Genomic DNA, 16518 nt, shown 5'->3' with positions numbered 1-16518 from the left:
TAGACTTGTCCTCACCGGAAACCGACGCCCATGAGGCATAATAGTGCCATCGCGCCCATGACGACCAGCCGTCCCCCTGCCCGCCGGCGGATCCTGCCCCCATGAACCAGCCCACCGACACGCCACCGCCGATTTCCCGCCTGCAACGGCTGCGCCTGTTGCCGCGCCGCTGGCGGCTGGCGCTGCGGGATTTCATCAGCGCCCACACGCCGGCCTATTTTCCCATCGCCTACAAGCTGGCCCTGGTGCTCTTTCTGCTGATCAGCGCCGGCATGGGCCTGCTGGGGCTGATCATCGTCCAGAACCAGACCGAGCTGCTGCGCAACCAGATCAACGACTTCGGCCAGGCGGTGGTGGATCAGCTCGCCGAATCCTCCAAGGAGCTGGTGCTCTCCGACGACATTCTCGGCCTGATGGTGGTGGTGAGCAACATCGGCAGCAACGACAGCGTGCTGGGCACCGTGGTCTATGCCGACAACGGCAAGGTGCTCGCCGCGGCCGGCATCCAGCCCGCGGACGACATCATCCGCCTCTATGCCCGCTCCCGCCGCATCGGCGAGGAAAGCTACAGCGTGGAATGGACGGCCAGCGACGGCGGAGGCCGGCCGGTGGCGGCGATCTCCTTCATTGCGCCCATCCGTTTCCAGCAGGTCATCGCCGGCCACGCCTTGGTCACCTTCAGCCGGGAGCGGCTCAACCAGTCGCTGCACGACACCATCAGCGCCATCGTGCTGGCCACCGCCCTGATGATCCTGCTGGCCATCGTCATCGCCTTCTACATGGGCGACCGGCTCACCCGCCCCATCCACCGCCTGATGGACGCCAGCCGCGCCCTGCACCAGGGGCACTATCCGGTGAGCGTGAGCGAGCGGCGCAACGACGAGATCGGCTACCTCACCGAGGCATTCAACAAGATGGCCGAAGGGCTGCTGGAGAAATCGCAGGTGGAGAACGCCTTCTCCCGCTTCGTCTCTCCCTCGGTGGCCAAGCAGATCATGGCCAACCTCGATCACATCCGGCTCGGCGGCAAGCACGTGGAAGCCACGGTATTGTTCGCCGACATCGTCGGCTTCACCCGCTTCTCCGAGCGCCTGCCGCCGGAAGAGGTGGCCGGCATGCTGAACGAGTACTTCTCCTACATCAGCCTGGCCAGCGAGCTGCACCACGGCACCATCGACAAGTACATGGGCGACTGCGCCATGATCGTCTTCGGCGTGCCCGAAGACGATCCGAACCACCGCTTCCATGCCCTGGCCTGCGCGGTGATGATCCAGAAACTGGTGGCCCGCCTCAACGTGCAGCGGGCGCGTGACGGCCGGCCCACCATCCACTTCCGGATCGGTGTCAACAGCGGGCCCATGCTGGCCGGCAACCTGGGATCGGCCCAGCGCATGCAGTACACGGTCGTGGGCGAAGCGGTGAACCTGGCCTCGCGCCTGCAGAGCGTGGCCGAGCAGGATCAGATCGTCATCGCCGAACCCCTCTACACCCACAAGGACGTGCAATGGCGCATCGAGGCGCAGCGCTTCCGCTCCATCAAGCTGCGCGGGATCAGCGAACCGGTCTCCACCTACGTGGTCACCGACGTGGCGCGCGCCTGGCGGACGGCCATGGAAAGCCAGATCGCGGAAATCCTGCGTTCGCGGATCGTGGCATGATCGGATCGCCTTCCGCTGCCGCGCCGATCCGGGTGGCGCTGCGCGTCTCCCTGCTGATGCTGCTGCTGTCCGGCCTGCCCGGCTGCGCCTACCTGGCCTCCTTCGGCCGCCATCTGCCGGAAACCATCGAACAGCAAATCGCCGCGGGCGAATACGGCAAGGCACTCGACACCCTGCGCTGGATCAAGCCGGATCATCCCCACTACGCCCGCCTCATGCGCCTGCGGGAGACCGCCCGCCGCAAGGCCCGGGAACTGGAACGCGCCACGCTTCACGAAGCGGCCCGGCTGGAAAAACAGGGCGACTGGTATGGCGCCGAGCAGCGCTTCGTACAGGCGCTCGAACGCTATCCGCAAAGCGAAAAACTGCGCCAGGCCCATGCCGCCTTTCTGGCCCGCCGCGAACGCTATCTGCACCGGCTGGAACTGGCCCTGCTGATGAACCGCGCCAACTGGCTGATCCAGAACGCGCCCATCCGCACCGAGGTGGTCCGCGTCCTGCCCGAAGACTACCGGCGCTACCCGGCCCTGCGGGACTACGACCGGCAGGTGCGCAAGACCGCCCGCGGGCTGGATCAGTGCCTGCACGAGGCGCTCGAGGAAAAACGCTACGGCCTGCTCGAAGCCTGCCTCGAACTGCGCCTCAAGCTCGACAAACCGCGACCCGACCAGGAATTGATCGGCCAGGCCCGCAAGACCCTGGCCGCATTCCAGGCCCGCAAGCGCCGCAAGGAAAACGACACCACCCGCGCCCTCATCGCCGAGCTCAAGCAGGGTTACAGCCACGACAATCTGCTGCGCGCCCGGCGGCATCTCGACCGCCTGGCCGAACACCCGGCCAGCGACGCCACCTCACGCAAACTGCGCCAGGCGCTGGAACGGCAGTTCCACCAGGGCATCGAACAGGGCATCGCCGCCGGGCGCAAGCGCTACAGCCGCGGCGACGTGGCCGGCGCCCTGGCCATCTGGCAATCCCTGGCGAAAATCGATCCCGACAACGAAAAACTCGCCGACCACATCGCCCGGGCCAAGCGGGTGCTGGAAAAACTGGAACATCTGCGCACGGAAGGCGCGGAAATCACCCCGCCCAGGGAGAGTGGCGAGGGACGAGGGACGAGGGGCGAGTAAGGTGTGTGTCGTTTTGGCAATTTGCCGTAGGAGCGGCTTCGTGCCATAAGCGGCAACAAGCGTCCCCTCGGCCCACGCCACTCGTCCCTCGGTCCTACTCGATGGGCTCGAGGCGTTCCACGTTGCGGAAGCCCTGGGGCAGCAGGTGGCCGCGTTGGGCGCGTTCGCCGGTGTAGGGTTCCATTTCGGCGGGTTTGAGGGTCTTGTGGCGCTTGCCGGCGAAAATCTTCAGGCTCTGATCTTCGTGGAAGACGGTCAGGGCCGCCACGTATTCTTCCCGTGCCTTCAGCTTCTTCGACGGGATGTTCATGATCTTCACGCCCTTGCCCCGGGGCAGTTCGGGCAGTTCACCCACGTGATGGATGAGCAGCTTGCCGAGGTTGGACACGGCGGCCACCCAGTCGTGTTCGGGATCGGGCACGGGGACCGGGGGCAGCACCCGGGCGCCTTCGGGCACCTTGAGCACGGCCTTGCCCTTCTTGTTGCGGGTGACGAGATCGCCCAGTTTCGCCACGAAGCCGTAGCCGGCATCGGTGGCCAGCAGCCAGCGATCCTCGGCATCCCCGATCATCACGCCGCGGAAGGTGGCCCCGCTGGGCGGCGTGAGGCGGCCGGTGAGCGGCTCGCCCTGGCCGCGGGCCGAGGGCAGGGTGTGGGCGGGAATGGCGTAGGTCCGGCCGGTGGAGTCGATGAACACGGCCAGCTGGTTGGTCTTGCCGCGGGCCGCGGCCAGGAAGGCATCGCCGGCCTTGTAGTTGAGGCCGGCCGGGTCCACGTCATGGCCCCTGGCGGCACGCACCCAGCCCTTCTCCGAGAGCACCACGGTGATGGGTTCGGCGCTGACCAGGGCGGTCTCGTCGAGGGCCTGGGCCGCGGCGCGCTCGACGAGGGGGGAACGGCGGGCATCGCCGTGTTCCTCGATGATGGCCTTCAGCTCCTTCTTGATCAGGGTCTTCAGGCGCGCTTTCGAGCCGAGGATCTTCTCCAGTTCGGCCTTCTCTTTCGCCAGCTCGGCCTGCTCGGTGCGGATCGCCATCTCTTCCAGCCTGGCCAGATGGCGCAGCTTCAGCTCGAGGATCGCCTCGGCCTGTTCGTCGCTGAGCCCGAAGCGCTGCATCAGCACCTGTTTGGGCTTGTCGTTCTCGCGGATGATCCGGATCACCTCGTCGATGTTCAGGTAGGCGATCAGCAGGCCGTCGAGAATGTGCAGGCGCTTGCTGACCTTGTCCAGCCGGTATTGCAGGCGGCGGGTGACCGTGTCGGTGCGAAACTGCAGCCACTCCCTGAGCATCTCCCGCAGATTGCGCACGCCGGGGCGGCCGTTGAGGCCGATCACGTTCATGTTGACCCGGTAGGTCTTCTCCAGATCGGTGGTGGCGAACAGGTGCGCCATCAGCGCCTCGGTGTCCACCCGGTTGGAGCGCGGCACGATCACCAGACGGGTGGGATTCTCGTGATCCGACTCGTCGCGCAGATCCACCACCATGGGCAGCTTTTTGGCGTTCATCTGGCTGGCGATCTGCTCGAGAATGCGCGCCGGCGAAGCCTGGTACGGCAAGGCGGTGATCACGATGTCGCCGTTTTCCTTCTCGTAACGGGCGCGCATGCGCAGACCGCCATGGCCCTGTTCGTAGATCCGCTGCAATTCGCGGCGCGGCGTGATGATCTCCGCCTCGGTGGGATAGTCGGGACCGGGCACGAAGTCGCACAGCTCGGCCACCGTGGCCTTCGGATGATCGAGAAGATGAATGCAGGCCTCGACCACTTCGCGCAGATTGTGCGGCGGAATGTCGGTGGTCATGCCCACCGCGATGCCGGTGGTGCCGTTGAGCAGCACGTGCGGGACCTGAGCCGGCAGCAGCTTCGGCTCCTCCAGGGTACCGTCGAAGTTGGGCACCCATTCCACCGTGCCCTGCCCCAGCTCCGCCAGCAGCAGCTCGGCGAACTTCGACAGCCGCGCCTCGGTGTAGCGCATGGCGGCGAAGGACTTGGGATCGTCCGGCGAACCCCAGTTGCCCTGCCCCTCGAGCAGCGGATACCGGTAGCTGAAGGGCTGAGCCATCAGCACCATGGCCTCGTAACAGGCGGAGTCGCCATGGGGATGGAACTTGCCCAGCACGTCGCCCACCGTGCGCGCCGACTTCTTGAACTTGTTGCCGGCCTTCAGCCCCAGCTCCGACATGGCATACACGATCCGCCGCTGCACCGGCTTGAGCCCGTCCCCGATGTGGGGCAACGCCCGGTCCAGGATCACATACATGGAATAGTCGAGATAGGCCTTCTCGGAGAAGTCCTTGAGGGGGAGGATCTCGATGTTGTCGTCTTGCGGCATGCTGGCCATCGGTTACTTTCTTCTGTTCCGGGTTACTGTAAATAACACGGGTGTTCCTTCCACCACCCCCTACTTCAGATCTCCGCCAGATCGCCCTTTTCCTCGAGCCAGTGCTTGCGGTCGGCGGCGCGTTTCTTGGCCAGGAGCATGTCCAGCAGTTGCAGGGTGTCGTCGCCCGGTTGCATGACCAGGCGGGCGAGGCGGCGGGTGTCGGGGTCCATGGTGGTCTCGCGCAGCTGCATGGGGTTCATCTCGCCGAGACCCTTGAAGCGGGTGACGGTGATCTTGCCCTTGAGCTTTTCGGCGGCGATGCGGTCGAGAATGCCCTGGCGTTCGGCCTCGTCGGTGGCGTAGAAGACCTGTTTGCCCACGTCGATGCGGTACAGGGGAGGCATGGCCACGTAGACGTGACCCTCTTCCACCAGCCTGCGGAAGTGGCGCACGAACAGGGCCGTGAGCAGGGTGGCGATGTGGGCGCCGTCCGAGTCGGCGTCGGCGAGGATGATGATCTTGCCGTAGCGCAGGCCCTTGAGATCGCTGGAACCGGGATCGACGCCGATAGCCACCGAGATGTCGTGCACCTCCTGAGAGGCGAGCACCTGGCCGGGTTCGACCTCCCAGGTGTTCAGAATCTTGCCGCGCAGGGGCATGATGGCCTGGAACTCGCGGTCCCGCCCCTGCTTGGCCGAACCGCCGGCCGAGTCGCCCTCCACCAGGAACAGCTCGGTGCGCTCGGGATCCTGGGCGGTGCAGTCGGCCAGCTTGCCGGGCAGGGCCGGCCCCTGGGTCACCTTCTTGCGCACCACCTTGCGTCCGGCCCGCAGCCGATCCTGGGCGTTGCCGATGGCCAGTTCGGCGATCCGCTCGGCCTCCTCGATGTGCTGGTTGAGCCACAGGGCGAAGGCGTCCTTGACCACCCCGGAGACGAAGGCCGCGCATTCGCGGGAAGAGAGCCGCTCCTTGGTCTGACCGGAGAACTGGGGATCGGCCAGCTTCACCGACAGCACGTAACTAACCTTGTCCCACACGTCCTCGGGCGTGATCTTCACGCCCCGCGGAATCAGGTTGCGGAACTCGCAGAACTCGCGCAAGGCTTCGGTGAGGCCGGTGCGCAACCCGTTGACGTGGGTACCGCCCTGGGCGGTGGGGATCAGGTTCACGTAGCTCTCGGCCACGCTCGCGCTGCCGTCGGGCACCCAGGCCAGGGCCCAGTCCACCGCCTCGGTATTCCCGCTGAAGCTGCCGGTGAACAGATCCGCGGGCAGTCGCTCGGCATCGCCCAGGGCCGTGTCCAGATAGGCACGCAGGCCGTCCTCGTAGTGCCAGGTCTCGGTCTCGCCGGTGTTCTCGTCGTGGAAGATCACCGTGAGCCCGGGGCAGAGCACGGCCTTGGCGCGCAGCACGTGTTTCAGCCGCGGCACCGAGAAATGGGGGGAATCGAAGTAGTGGGGATCGGGCCAGAAACGGATGGTGGTGCCGGTGTTGCGCTTGCCGACCGTACCGATCACCTCGAGTTTCGTCACCGGGCGGCCATTTTCGAACACCATGTGGTATTCCTTGCCGCCGCGCCGGATCCACACCTCCAGCCGCTTCGACAGGGCATTGACCACCGAGACGCCCACGCCGTGCAGGCCGCCGGAGAACTTGTAGTTCTTGTCGGAAAACTTGCCGCCGGCGTGCAGACGGGTGAGGATCACCTCCACCCCCGGCAGCTTCTCCTTCGGATGGATGTCCACCGGCATGCCGCGGCCATCGTCACGCACCTGCAGGGAGCCGTCCTTGAACAGCGTCACCTCCACCTGCGTGGCATGGCCGGCGATGGCCTCGTCCACGCTGTTGTCGATGACCTCCTGGGCCAGATGGTTGGGACGCTCGGTCTGGGTGTACATCCCCGGCCGCTTGCGCACCGGCTCCAGCCCGGTGAGGACCTCGATGGCTTCGGCGGTATAGGTCTCTTTGCTCATGAATTGCGCACGAAATGGTCACGGACCCGGCCCACGCCGGGCGGCGCCATTGTACGCGAAATCCCTCGGGGGAAGGAAATGACTCGGTGGCAGAAACGCGGAGGGCGCAGAGACGCAGAGGACGCCGAGCGATATGAGGATTTGTTTTGTGTGGGTCGGGCTTCAGCCCGACATACACAAGGGGATTTCCCGACCGAGGATTGTCGGGCTGAAGCCCGACCTACTGATTAATTCCTCTGCGCTCTCTGCGGCTCTGCGCCCTCTGCGTTATTTCCACACCAGCCTCGTGAACCCGCGCTCACTCGACCTTGAAGCTCGCCACCAGGGACTGGAGTTCGGCGGAAAGGCGGGCGAGGTCGGCGGAGGCGGCGGCGAGCTGGTCGGTGCCGTTGGCGGTTTCGTCGGCGACCTGGCTGATGTTGATGACGTTCTGGTTGATCTCTTCGGCCACCTCGCCCTGCTGGCGGGCGGCTTCGGCGATCTGGTTGTTCATGGTGTTGATCTGATCCACCGCGCCGGTGATCCCGTCGAGGGCCTGGCCGGCCTGGCTGGCCTGCTCGACGCTCTCCTGGGCCATGCTGCGCCCCTGCGCCATCACCTGCACGGCATCCCGGGCACCGGACTGCAGCTTCTCGATCATCTGCTGGATCTCTTCGGTGGATTCCTGGGTGCGGCTGGCCAGGGAGCGGACCTCGTCGGCCACCACGGCGAAACCGCGGCCCTGTTCGCCGGCCCGCGCCGCTTCGATGGCGGCATTGAGCGCCAGGAGGTTGGTCTGCTCGGCGATGCCGCGAATCACCTCGAGCACGCCGCCGATCTGCTCGCTGTCCTGTTCCAGATTGCCGATCACGCCGGCGGCCTTTTCCACCTCGGCGGCCAGCCGTTCGATGGCATCGACGGTGCCCTGCACCACCTGGCGGCCGGCATTGGCCTCCTCGTCGGCCTGGCGGGCGGCGCCGGCGGCCGATTCGGCATGGCGGGCCACTTCCTGGACGGTGGCGGTCATCTCGTTCATGGCCGTGGCCACCTGTTCGGTCTCGTTGCGCTGGCGCTGGACACCGTTGCGGGTCTCGTCGGTGACCAGCGACATCTCCTCGGCCGCCGAAGCGAGCTGGGAGATGGAGCCCGTCACTTCCCGCACCAGGGTCTGCACCTTCTCCACGAAGCTGTTGAAGGCCGCCGAGAGCATGGCGATTTCGTCGGCGCCGCGCACCGGCAGGCGGCGGGTCAGATCGCCCTCGCCCTGGGCGATGTCTTCCATGGCCTCCACCGTGCGCTTCAGGGGCCTCGAAACGAACGCGGCCAGCAGCACACCCCCCAGGCCGCCGAGGATCAAACCGGCCAGGGTCAGACCCATGAGCAGCCCCCGGGTGTGGTCAATCGAATCCAGCAGGCTGGCGCTGGCGGTACGCACGATCTGCTGTTCACTCTGTCCGAGGGCATCCAGATCCTGGCGGATGCGCTCGACCAGCGGACCGATTTCGCTGCGCAACAGCCAGGCGTCGGTGCGCCATTTCTCGCTGTTGTGGACCTGGATGAGCTGATCCTGCAGGTCGAAATACTTCTGCATGTCACCCTCGATGGCGTCCAGGGCCTCCACCTCCTCGAACGTCAGCACGTCTTCGTCCAGCGCCTTGAGCGCCCTCACCTGTTCGGTGAAACCTTCCCGGTACAGCTTGAGGTTGGCGATGTTGTCTTCGCCCCGAAAGGCGATGAAGGCCCGATTGGTATTGAGCAGATTCATCCAGGTCTGGCGCAATTCCATGAGCTTGTAGAGCAGGGCCTTGCGCTCGGCCGTATTGTCCTCGCCCTGCTCGGAGTCGAGCATCTGGGTGAGGTTCTGCTGAATGGCCGAAGCCAGGGGCGCCATCTGGCTGGCCGAGAAGCCGATGCCGGGGAAGTTTTCGTTGTCATTTTCGGCCAGCCGCAACAGGCGTGCCTGGTAGGACTTGTAGCGATCGACACCGGCGCGGATCTGCTTCAGCCGTTCGGCCTCGGCGGGATTGCCACTGACGGCGTCCATGGCCTCGAGCTGGGCGAGCCGCTTTTCCAGCGCCTTGAGCATGGATTCATAGATGGCCCGATCCCGGGGCTCCTTGCTCAGCAGATAGAAGCCCAGGGCGCCATTGGTGCGATCCAGCGCGGCGGCCACCGACATGGCCTTCAGCATGGCCGGCTGGCTGACGTTGACCACCTTGTCGAGCCGCTGCCGGGCCGAATCGAGCACCTGCACGGCGATCACGGCGATGATCAGCATTAGCCCCATCAGCAGGCCGAAACCGATCCAGATCTTGTGGCTGATCCGCAGGCGGGCGAACAGACCGAACAGACGGCCTTCGAGGAAAGACGGTTTTACGGGCATCTCCATGAGCGTGACCTTCGTTATCGCAGACGAAAACGTCTTGTATGGATAACTTCGGCCCGCAGCGCCGTTTCTTTAGCACCGGACGTTCTGCCCGTCTTTTCTCAAGCCCTTGTTTGTAGTGCGTTTTTCAGATGACAGAAAACGCTTGATCCCGTTTTCTGTACGGGGAATGCCGTTTTCACGCCGGCAGGGGCACGCCGAGCCGGTGGGCGACCTCCTCGTAGGCCTCGACCACGCCGCCGAGCCCCTGACGGAAACGGTCCTTGTCCAGCTTCTTGCGGGTTTCGGCATCCCACAGGCGGCAGCCGTCCGGGGTGAATTCGTCGCCCAGCACCAGATCGCCGCCGAAACGGCCGAACTCCAGCTTGTAGTCCACCAGCAGCAGGCCGGCATCGGCGAAGAGCTTCTTCAACACCGCGTTGACCTGGAAGGTGAGCTCCTTCATGCGCGCGATTTCCGTCTCCGTGGCCCACTGGAAGGTGATGATGTGGTAGTCGTTGATCATGGGATCGTGGAGTTCGTCGTTCTTCAGGAAGAACTCGAAGATGGGCGGTTCCAGATCCAGTCCCTCTTCCACGCCCAGGCGCTTGCACAGGCTGCCGGCGCTGATGTTGCGCACCACACATTCGATGGGCAGCATCTCCAGGCGCTTGACCACCGATTCCTCGTCGGAGATCCGTTCGATGTGATGGGTGGGAATGCCGGCCGCCTCGAGCTTTTCCATGACGAAAGCGTTGAAATAATTGTTGACCATGCCCTTGCGGTCGAGTTGGGCCATCTTTTCGCCATCGAAGGCCGAGGTATCGTTGCGGAAGTGCAGGATCAGCTTGTCGGGCTCGTCGGTGGTGTAGACCGTCTTGGCCTTGCCGGCGTAGAGTTCAGCCTGTTTTTTCATGCCTGTACCTCGAAAGGATTGTGGATTTTCGGGTTGGAACACGCTGGCGCTCAAAGTTCCCGCCAGGCGCAGCCATTTTCCTGATCCGCCACCCCGATCCACTCGGGCTGGCACCCCAGCGCCTCGCTCAGGGCGGCGCGGGCATGGCGTTCCGTATTGTTCTGCTCGCTCAGATGGGCCGCCACCACGTGGCGCAGGGCGCCGGTGTCCAGGCTGGCCAGCAGCGCCGCTGCCTGGCGGTTGCTGAGGTGACCGAATCGCCCTCCCACCCTCGCCTTGAGGGACGGCGGATAGGGCCCGGCCGCCAGCAGATCCTCGTCATGATTGCATTCGAGGATCAGGGCCTCGACGCCGTTCAGCATGGCCGTGATGTGGGCCGTACCGCTACCGGTATCGGTCAGCAGCCCCAGGCGCACGTCGCCATTGCCGAACACGAACTGGCAGGGCTCCCGCGCATCGTGGGGCACCGGATAGGCCTGCACGGCCAGATCGCCGATGGCCAGGGGCTCGTGCACGTCCAGCGGTCGCCAGTCGGGCAGCCTGCCCAGGTGGCCGTCCGCCGCGGTGCCCCGCGTACTCCACACCGGCAGGCCGTACTTGCGCGCCAGCGGCCCCACGCCACCGATGTGATCGCCGTGCTCGTGCGTCACCAGAACGCCACTGAGCGCCGCCGGCGCGACACCCACACGCGCCAGGCGCCGCTCCAGCTCGCGCAGGGAGAAACCGCTGTCGACGAGCAGACAGGTCTCCCCCTCCTGCACCAGCGTGGCATTCCCCTTGCTGCCACTGCCCAGCGAGGCGAAACGCACGCCGTGCTCCTAGATGGAAGTTCCAAATACCGAACCACTTAGGCAAGGGCGCCTGATTCCAACACCGCCCTCTGGGACAGAGGGCTCAGCGCACATAATGAACCATGGTCTGGTATTTGGAACTTTCATTTAGCGCAACTGTTCGTGCAACAGCTTGATCAGAAGCTTGCCGATTTCCCCCTTCTCGGGCTGGCCGTCGGCCGCCAGGGGGGTCACCACGCTGCCCTCGCCCTGCGCTGCCACGCGGATCAGATAGCGCTTGTCGGCCACGTTTTCCTCACCGGGGAAGAGCCGGTCGAAGAAGCCTTTCTTCTCCACCCGGTGCTGGATGAAGTCTTCCCCCAGGCGGATGAAATAGAGGCCCTTGCTGCGATCCCGATCGTCCACGACCAGGCCAAGACGATCGAGGGCCAGGCCAACCCGGCGCCAGGTGCGGGCAAAGTTTTCCTTCACCGCCAGCACCGGCACTCCACCGGATTCCTGAATCGTGGCGCGCTCGGCAGGCGGCCCGCCGGCCATGGCCTGTTTTGCCTCGGCCTCGCTCAATCCCAGGAAGACGAGGAAGCGCTGCATGATTTCCGCTTCCAGCTCGGGATCGCTGGGCCGCGACTGCCAGCGGATTTCATCGAGTTCGCTGGTGTCGTCTTCGTTGACGATGACCGATTCCACCCCCCGCTGCGTCACATAGACACGGGTTTTCTCCGGGGCCCCTTCCACCCGTTCCAGGCGGACCCGGTACTTGTCCATCTTGCCGGCAGCCGAGACCGTTCCGAACAACTTGCCGAACCAGCTTTCCGGCTCGAAGTCGCGGCTCTTGCGCCAGTCGGTCTCGAAGACCCCCACGGCCGGGTCCTGTTTTTCGATCTTGAAGCCCAGGGCGCGAAAGAAGGCCTGCGCCCGGGACCAGACCTTCTCGGGGGGGAGGTTGATCTCCAGATAGCGGAGGCCGGCTTCCTGAACCAGCCGTCCCCGGGGGGTTGCCGGCAGCAGGCGAGCGCCTGCCGCACCATCCGTATACCCCGCATGTGCCGGCACGCTGAGACGCTGATCGACCTGCGGCAGGTCCAGCCCCGGGGGAACCTCCAGTGCCTTGCCCGATGAGGGCCTGCCGGTGGCAGGCGTGTCCTTGCCGCCCCACAGACTGCAACCCGCCGGCCCGGCCAGCACCGAGAACAGCAGTAACATCCAGGCAAAGGCACGACAAGTCCGGTTCATAAGGGATTCCTGCAAGATTGGTGTTTGATTCAGCGGGACAGCACGCCGGCCTGCTCGAGGGCATCGCGCACCTCGGGCTGGCAGGCTTCGGAAAGCACGGTGAGCGGCAGGCGGATGCCCTCTTCGATCAGCCCCATGGCATGCAGGGCCCATTTCACGGGGATGGGATTGGCCTCCACGAACAGCTTGCGGTGCAGGATCATCAGCCGGTCGTTGATGGCGGCGGCCTTGTCCCGATCCCCGGCCAGGGCCGCGGCGCACATCGCGTGCATGGGACCCGGCGCCACGTTGGCGGTCACCGAGATGTCGCCCCGGGCGCCTTCCAGGATCAGCGCCATGGCGGTGGCGTCGTCGCCGCTGTAGAGCTCGAAATCGGGTCCGCAGCGGCGCAGGATCTCCCGCCCCCGCGCCAGATCGCCGGTGGCTTCCTTGATGCCGATGATGTTGGGAATCGGCGCCAGGCGCTCGACCGTTTCGGGGAGCAGATCCACGGCCGTGCGGCCAGGGACGTTGTAGAGGATCTGGGGGATGTCCACCGCCTCGGCGATGGCCCGGAAATGCCGGTACAGCCCTTCCTGGGTGGGCTTGTTGTAGTAGGGGGTGACCAGCAGGCAGGCGTCGGCGCCGGCCTGGCGGGCGCATTCGGTCAGTTCGATGGCCTCGCGGGTGGAGTTGGAGCCGGTGCCGGCGATCACGGGAATGCGGCCGGCGGCCAGCTCCACCACCCGGCGCACCACCTCGCAATGCTCGGCCTCGTCCAGGGTGGCCGACTCGCCGGTGGTGCCCACGGCGACGATGGCATCGGTGCCCGCGTCCACGTGCATCTGGACCAGGCGCGCCAGGGCCGCGTCGTCCACCGAGCCGTCGGGATGCATGGGGGTGACCAGGGCCACCATACTGCCTTGAAACATGCCACTCTCCGCAAAAAAGGTGCATGGTACTTGGGCCCATGGCCGCTGACAAGAATCGCGGCCCGCGCGCCACCCGCCGGCAAAAATCCCTGAGGCCCCCATAAAAACCCTCTGCTGCACAAGCCGGCGGGATCGGGGTATCTTGCCTGCATTTCCGAAAGCCGAGGTCTCTCCCGTCATGTCCGACAATTCCAGACAAGGAGTGCGGGAAATCCGCATCAACCCCATCGTGCCCACCGAATCGGTGCTGATCGCCACGGCCCGCAGCATGCGCCCCCGCCAGAGCGAGGAGCCGGCGCCGCGCGACACCCGCAAGCACGTCCCCACCTGCCCCTTCTGCCGCGGCAACGAGGACAAGACACCGCCGGAGATCCTGCGCCGGCCCGAGTCGGACGAATGGGCCATCCGCATCGTCGAGAACCTGTACCCGGTGCTGGGCGACGACCGCAGCCAGTCGAACCTGGTGTTCGGCCTGCAGCAGGCCATCGAGGGCTACGGCCGCCACGAAGTGATCGTGGACCACCACCAGCACGGCATCGCCATCCACGAGATGTCGGAGGACCACCTGCAATTGCTGTTCGGGGTCTACCAGCTGCGCATGGGCCAGCTCTACGCCAGCGACGAGCGGCTGCGCTACGTGCTGGTGTTCAAGAACTTCGGCCCCGCCGCCGGCGCCAGCATGGCCCACACCCACAGCCAGATCATCGCCCTGCCCGTGGTGCCCCAGAACCTGCAGGACGAGGTCACCAACAGCCGCACCTATTACGAGAAGCACCACCACTGCATCTTCTGCACCCTGATCGACGAGGCCCTGACCTTCGAGACCACCATCTACGATCGCCATTCCGGCGAGGTGGTGCGGCGCATCAACGTGGGGCAATACGTGGTCGAGCGCGGGGAGCGCTTCATCGCCATCAAGCCCTTCGCCAGCCGCTACGAATGGGAGGTGCACATCCTGCCCCTGCATCACCAGAGCGACTATCTGGACGCCAGCGCCGAGGATCTGGCCGATCTGGCCCGGGTGATGAAGCGCACCATGGCCCGGCTGGACGCGGTGATCGGCGGCGCCCAGTACAACTACTTCCTGCATTCCCGCCCGCGCGGCAAGGATTTCGAGGACTGCCACCAGAGCTACCACTGGCACCTGGAGATCTGCCCCCGCACCTCCATCCCCACCGGCTTCGAGCTGGGATCGGGGCTGTTCGTCAACACCATCAGCCCGGAAGAAGCGGCCGAACAGCTGCGCAACGCGGAACTGCCGGACGATCTCTGAACTGCGGTACACTGGCCTTCCCGACGTCCCATCCAGGAGAACCCGAGATGAGTGTGGAAATCGGCAAGAAGGTGCCCAATTTCAAACTGCCCGCCACCGGCGACCAGACCATCGCCCTCAAGGATTTGCGCGGCAGGAACGTGGTGCTCTACTTCTATCCGAAGGACAGCACCCCCGGCTGCACCCGCGAAGGGCAGGACTTCAACGCCAACCTGGCCAAGTTCAAGCGCCAGAACACCGTGGTGCTCGGTATCTCCCGCGACAGCCTCAAGTCCCACGAGAACTTCAAGGCCAAGCAGGGCTTCAGGTTCGATCTGCTCTCCGACGCCGACGAGGAAGTCTGCAAGCTGTTCGACGTGATCAAGCTCAAGAACATGTACGGCAAGCAGGTGCGGGGCATCGAGCGCAGCACTTTCCTGATCGACGAAGACGGCCGCCTGGTGCGCGAATGGCGCAAGGTGAAGGTAGACGGCCATGTGGACGAGGTGCTCGAGGCGGTCAAGGCCCTGAACCGGGAGAAACGGGCCAGGGAGAAGGCCAAGGGATGAGCAAGCGCCTGTTCGTGCTCGACTCCAACGTGCTGATGCACGATCCCACCGCCCTGTTCCGCTTCCAGGAACACGACCTGTTCATCCCCATGATGGTCCTGGAAGAGCTGGACAACAACAAGAAAGGCCATTCGGAAGTGGCCCGCAACGCCCGCCAGGCCAGCCGCTTCATGGATGAACTGATGCAGGGCGCCAGTCATGCCGACATCGAACAGGGCCTGCCCCTCGACCGCCACCTGCACGAAGTGCTGGAAGAGACCGACGAACCGCCCCCCAATGCCGGCGGCCGCCTGTTCTTCCAGACCGTGGCCTACCCTGGCGCCCTGCCGGAGCACCTGCCGGGCAACCTGCCCGACAACAACATCCTCGGCACCGCCCTGGCCCTGCGCGAACGCATGCCCGAGCGGGACGTGACCCTGGTCACCAAGGACATCAACCTGCGCATCAAGGCCGCCGTGGTCGGCATCCCCGCCGAGGACTATCACAACGACAAGGTGCTGGAAGACGTGGAGCTGCTGTATCGCGGCACTTACGAACTCCCGCCGGATTTCTGGGATCGTCACGCCCGCGACATGGATTCCTGGCTCGAGGAAGGGCGCACCTTCTACCGTCTGCAAGGGCCGGACACCACCCGCTGGGTGCCCGGGGAATTCCTCTACAGCGCCGATGGCAGCTTCGAGGCAGTGGTGCGCGGTTTCGACAACGAGACCGCGATCATCGAAACGGTGCGCGACTACCGTTCACCGGCCAATGCGGTCTGGGGAATCACCGCCCGCAACCGCGAGCAGAACTTCGCCCTCAACCTGCTCATGGATCCGGAGATCGACTTCGTCACCCTGCTGGGCATGGCCGGCACCGGCAAGACCCTGCTCACGCTCGCCGCCGGCCTGCAACAGACCCTGGAAGACAACCGCTACAGCGAAATCGTCATGACCCGAGTCACCGTGCCCGTGGGCGAGGACATCGGCTTCCTCCCCGGCACGGAGGAAGAGAAGATGACGCCGTGGATGGGCGCCCTGATGGACAACCTGGAAGTGCTCACCCACAGCGAGGGCGGCGAATGGGGGCGCGCCGCCACCAACGAACTGATCGCCAAGCGCATCAAGGTCCGCTCCGTCAACTTCATGCGCGGCCGCACCTTCCTCAACCGCTACGTGATCATCGACGAGGCGCAGAACCTCACCTCCAAGCAGCTCAAGACCCTGATCACCCGTGCCGGCCCCGGGACCAAGATCGTCTGCCTGGGCAACATCGCACAGATCGACACCCCCTACCTCACCGAAACCACCTCCGGCCTGACCTATGTGGTGGATCGCTTCCGTCAATGGGCGCACAGCGGCCATGTGACGCTGGTGCGGGGGGAACGCTCGAGACTGGCGGATTTCTCCTCGGAAGTGTTGTAGGCAAAACGCGGGATAACC

12 protein-coding genes are annotated in these 16518 nt (G+C 65.2%); 5 read left to right on the top strand and 7 right to left on the bottom strand.

The window, feature by feature from the left end; all coding sequences use genetic code 11:
* Positions 1 to 101 precede the first annotated feature (101 nt).
* A complete protein-coding gene (locus ACZ5BH_RS10815) occupies positions 102 to 1658 on the top strand; it encodes an adenylate/guanylate cyclase domain-containing protein (RefSeq protein ID WP_464889275.1) in 1557 nt (518 codons plus the stop codon).
* A complete protein-coding gene (locus ACZ5BH_RS10810) occupies positions 1655 to 2785 on the top strand; it encodes a hypothetical protein (RefSeq protein ID WP_464889274.1) in 1131 nt (376 codons plus the stop codon). The genes ACZ5BH_RS10815 and ACZ5BH_RS10810 overlap by 4 nt, the downstream gene beginning before the upstream one ends.
* A gap of 94 nt (positions 2786 to 2879) precedes the next feature.
* On the opposite strand, the gene parC is transcribed toward ACZ5BH_RS10810, so the two are convergent.
* The 7 genes from parC to dapA form a co-directional block, all read right to left on the bottom strand.
* The gene (gene parC, locus ACZ5BH_RS10805) at positions 2880 to 5117 is read right to left on the bottom strand and encodes a DNA topoisomerase IV subunit A (RefSeq protein WP_464889273.1); all 2238 of its coding nucleotides are present in this window, start codon (positions 5115 to 5117) and stop codon (positions 2880 to 2882) included.
* Positions 5118 to 5191: 74 nt separating this feature from the next.
* Positions 5192 to 7081, bottom strand: coding sequence for a DNA topoisomerase IV subunit B (gene parE / locus ACZ5BH_RS10800; protein ID WP_464889272.1), 1890 nt, complete (start codon positions 7079 to 7081; stop codon positions 5192 to 5194).
* 298 nt (positions 7082 to 7379) lie between these two features.
* Positions 7380 to 9449: a HAMP domain-containing methyl-accepting chemotaxis protein gene (locus ACZ5BH_RS10795; RefSeq protein ID WP_464889271.1), complete on the bottom strand. Its 2070-nt coding sequence runs from the start codon at positions 9447 to 9449 to the stop codon at positions 7380 to 7382.
* Between the two features lie 175 nt (positions 9450 to 9624).
* Positions 9625 to 10341, bottom strand: coding sequence for a phosphoribosylaminoimidazolesuccinocarboxamide synthase (gene purC / locus ACZ5BH_RS10790; protein WP_464889270.1), 717 nt, complete (start codon positions 10339 to 10341; stop codon positions 9625 to 9627).
* A 50-nt stretch (positions 10342 to 10391) separates the two neighbouring features.
* The gene (locus ACZ5BH_RS10785; RefSeq protein ID WP_464889269.1) at positions 10392 to 11150 is read right to left on the bottom strand and encodes an MBL fold metallo-hydrolase; all 759 of its coding nucleotides are present in this window, start codon (positions 11148 to 11150) and stop codon (positions 10392 to 10394) included.
* 129 nt (positions 11151 to 11279) lie between these two features.
* The gene (gene bamC / locus ACZ5BH_RS10780; protein WP_464889268.1) at positions 11280 to 12335 is read right to left on the bottom strand and encodes an outer membrane protein assembly factor BamC; all 1056 of its coding nucleotides are present in this window, start codon (positions 12333 to 12335) and stop codon (positions 11280 to 11282) included.
* A gap of 59 nt (positions 12336 to 12394) precedes the next feature.
* Positions 12395 to 13276 (bottom strand): 4-hydroxy-tetrahydrodipicolinate synthase, encoded by an 882-nt coding sequence (gene dapA / locus ACZ5BH_RS10775; RefSeq protein ID WP_464889267.1) that lies wholly within the window; start codon positions 13274 to 13276, stop codon positions 12395 to 12397.
* 178 nt (positions 13277 to 13454) lie between these two features.
* Here dapA and ACZ5BH_RS10770 point away from each other — a divergent pair, with 178 nt between their 5' ends.
* From ACZ5BH_RS10770 to ACZ5BH_RS10760, 3 genes are read left to right on the top strand one after another with little or no spacing between them, the layout of a single operon-like run.
* On the top strand, positions 13455 to 14549 hold the full coding sequence (locus tag ACZ5BH_RS10770) for a galactose-1-phosphate uridylyltransferase (protein ID WP_464889266.1): 1095 nt from the start codon (positions 13455 to 13457) through the stop codon (positions 14547 to 14549).
* Between the two features lie 47 nt (positions 14550 to 14596).
* Positions 14597 to 15097: a peroxiredoxin gene (locus tag ACZ5BH_RS10765; protein WP_464889265.1), complete on the top strand. Its 501-nt coding sequence runs from the start codon at positions 14597 to 14599 to the stop codon at positions 15095 to 15097.
* A complete protein-coding gene (locus ACZ5BH_RS10760) occupies positions 15094 to 16500 on the top strand; it encodes a PhoH family protein (RefSeq protein WP_464889264.1) in 1407 nt (468 codons plus the stop codon). Before ACZ5BH_RS10765 ends, ACZ5BH_RS10760 begins: the two co-directional genes overlap by 4 nt.
* Positions 16501 to 16518: the final 18 nt, after the last annotated feature.

It is taken from the genome of Thioprofundum lithotrophicum (assembly GCF_055387065.1).
Note: the sequence above shows the minus strand (reverse complement) of the source record. Positions and strands in the feature narration are given on the sequence as shown.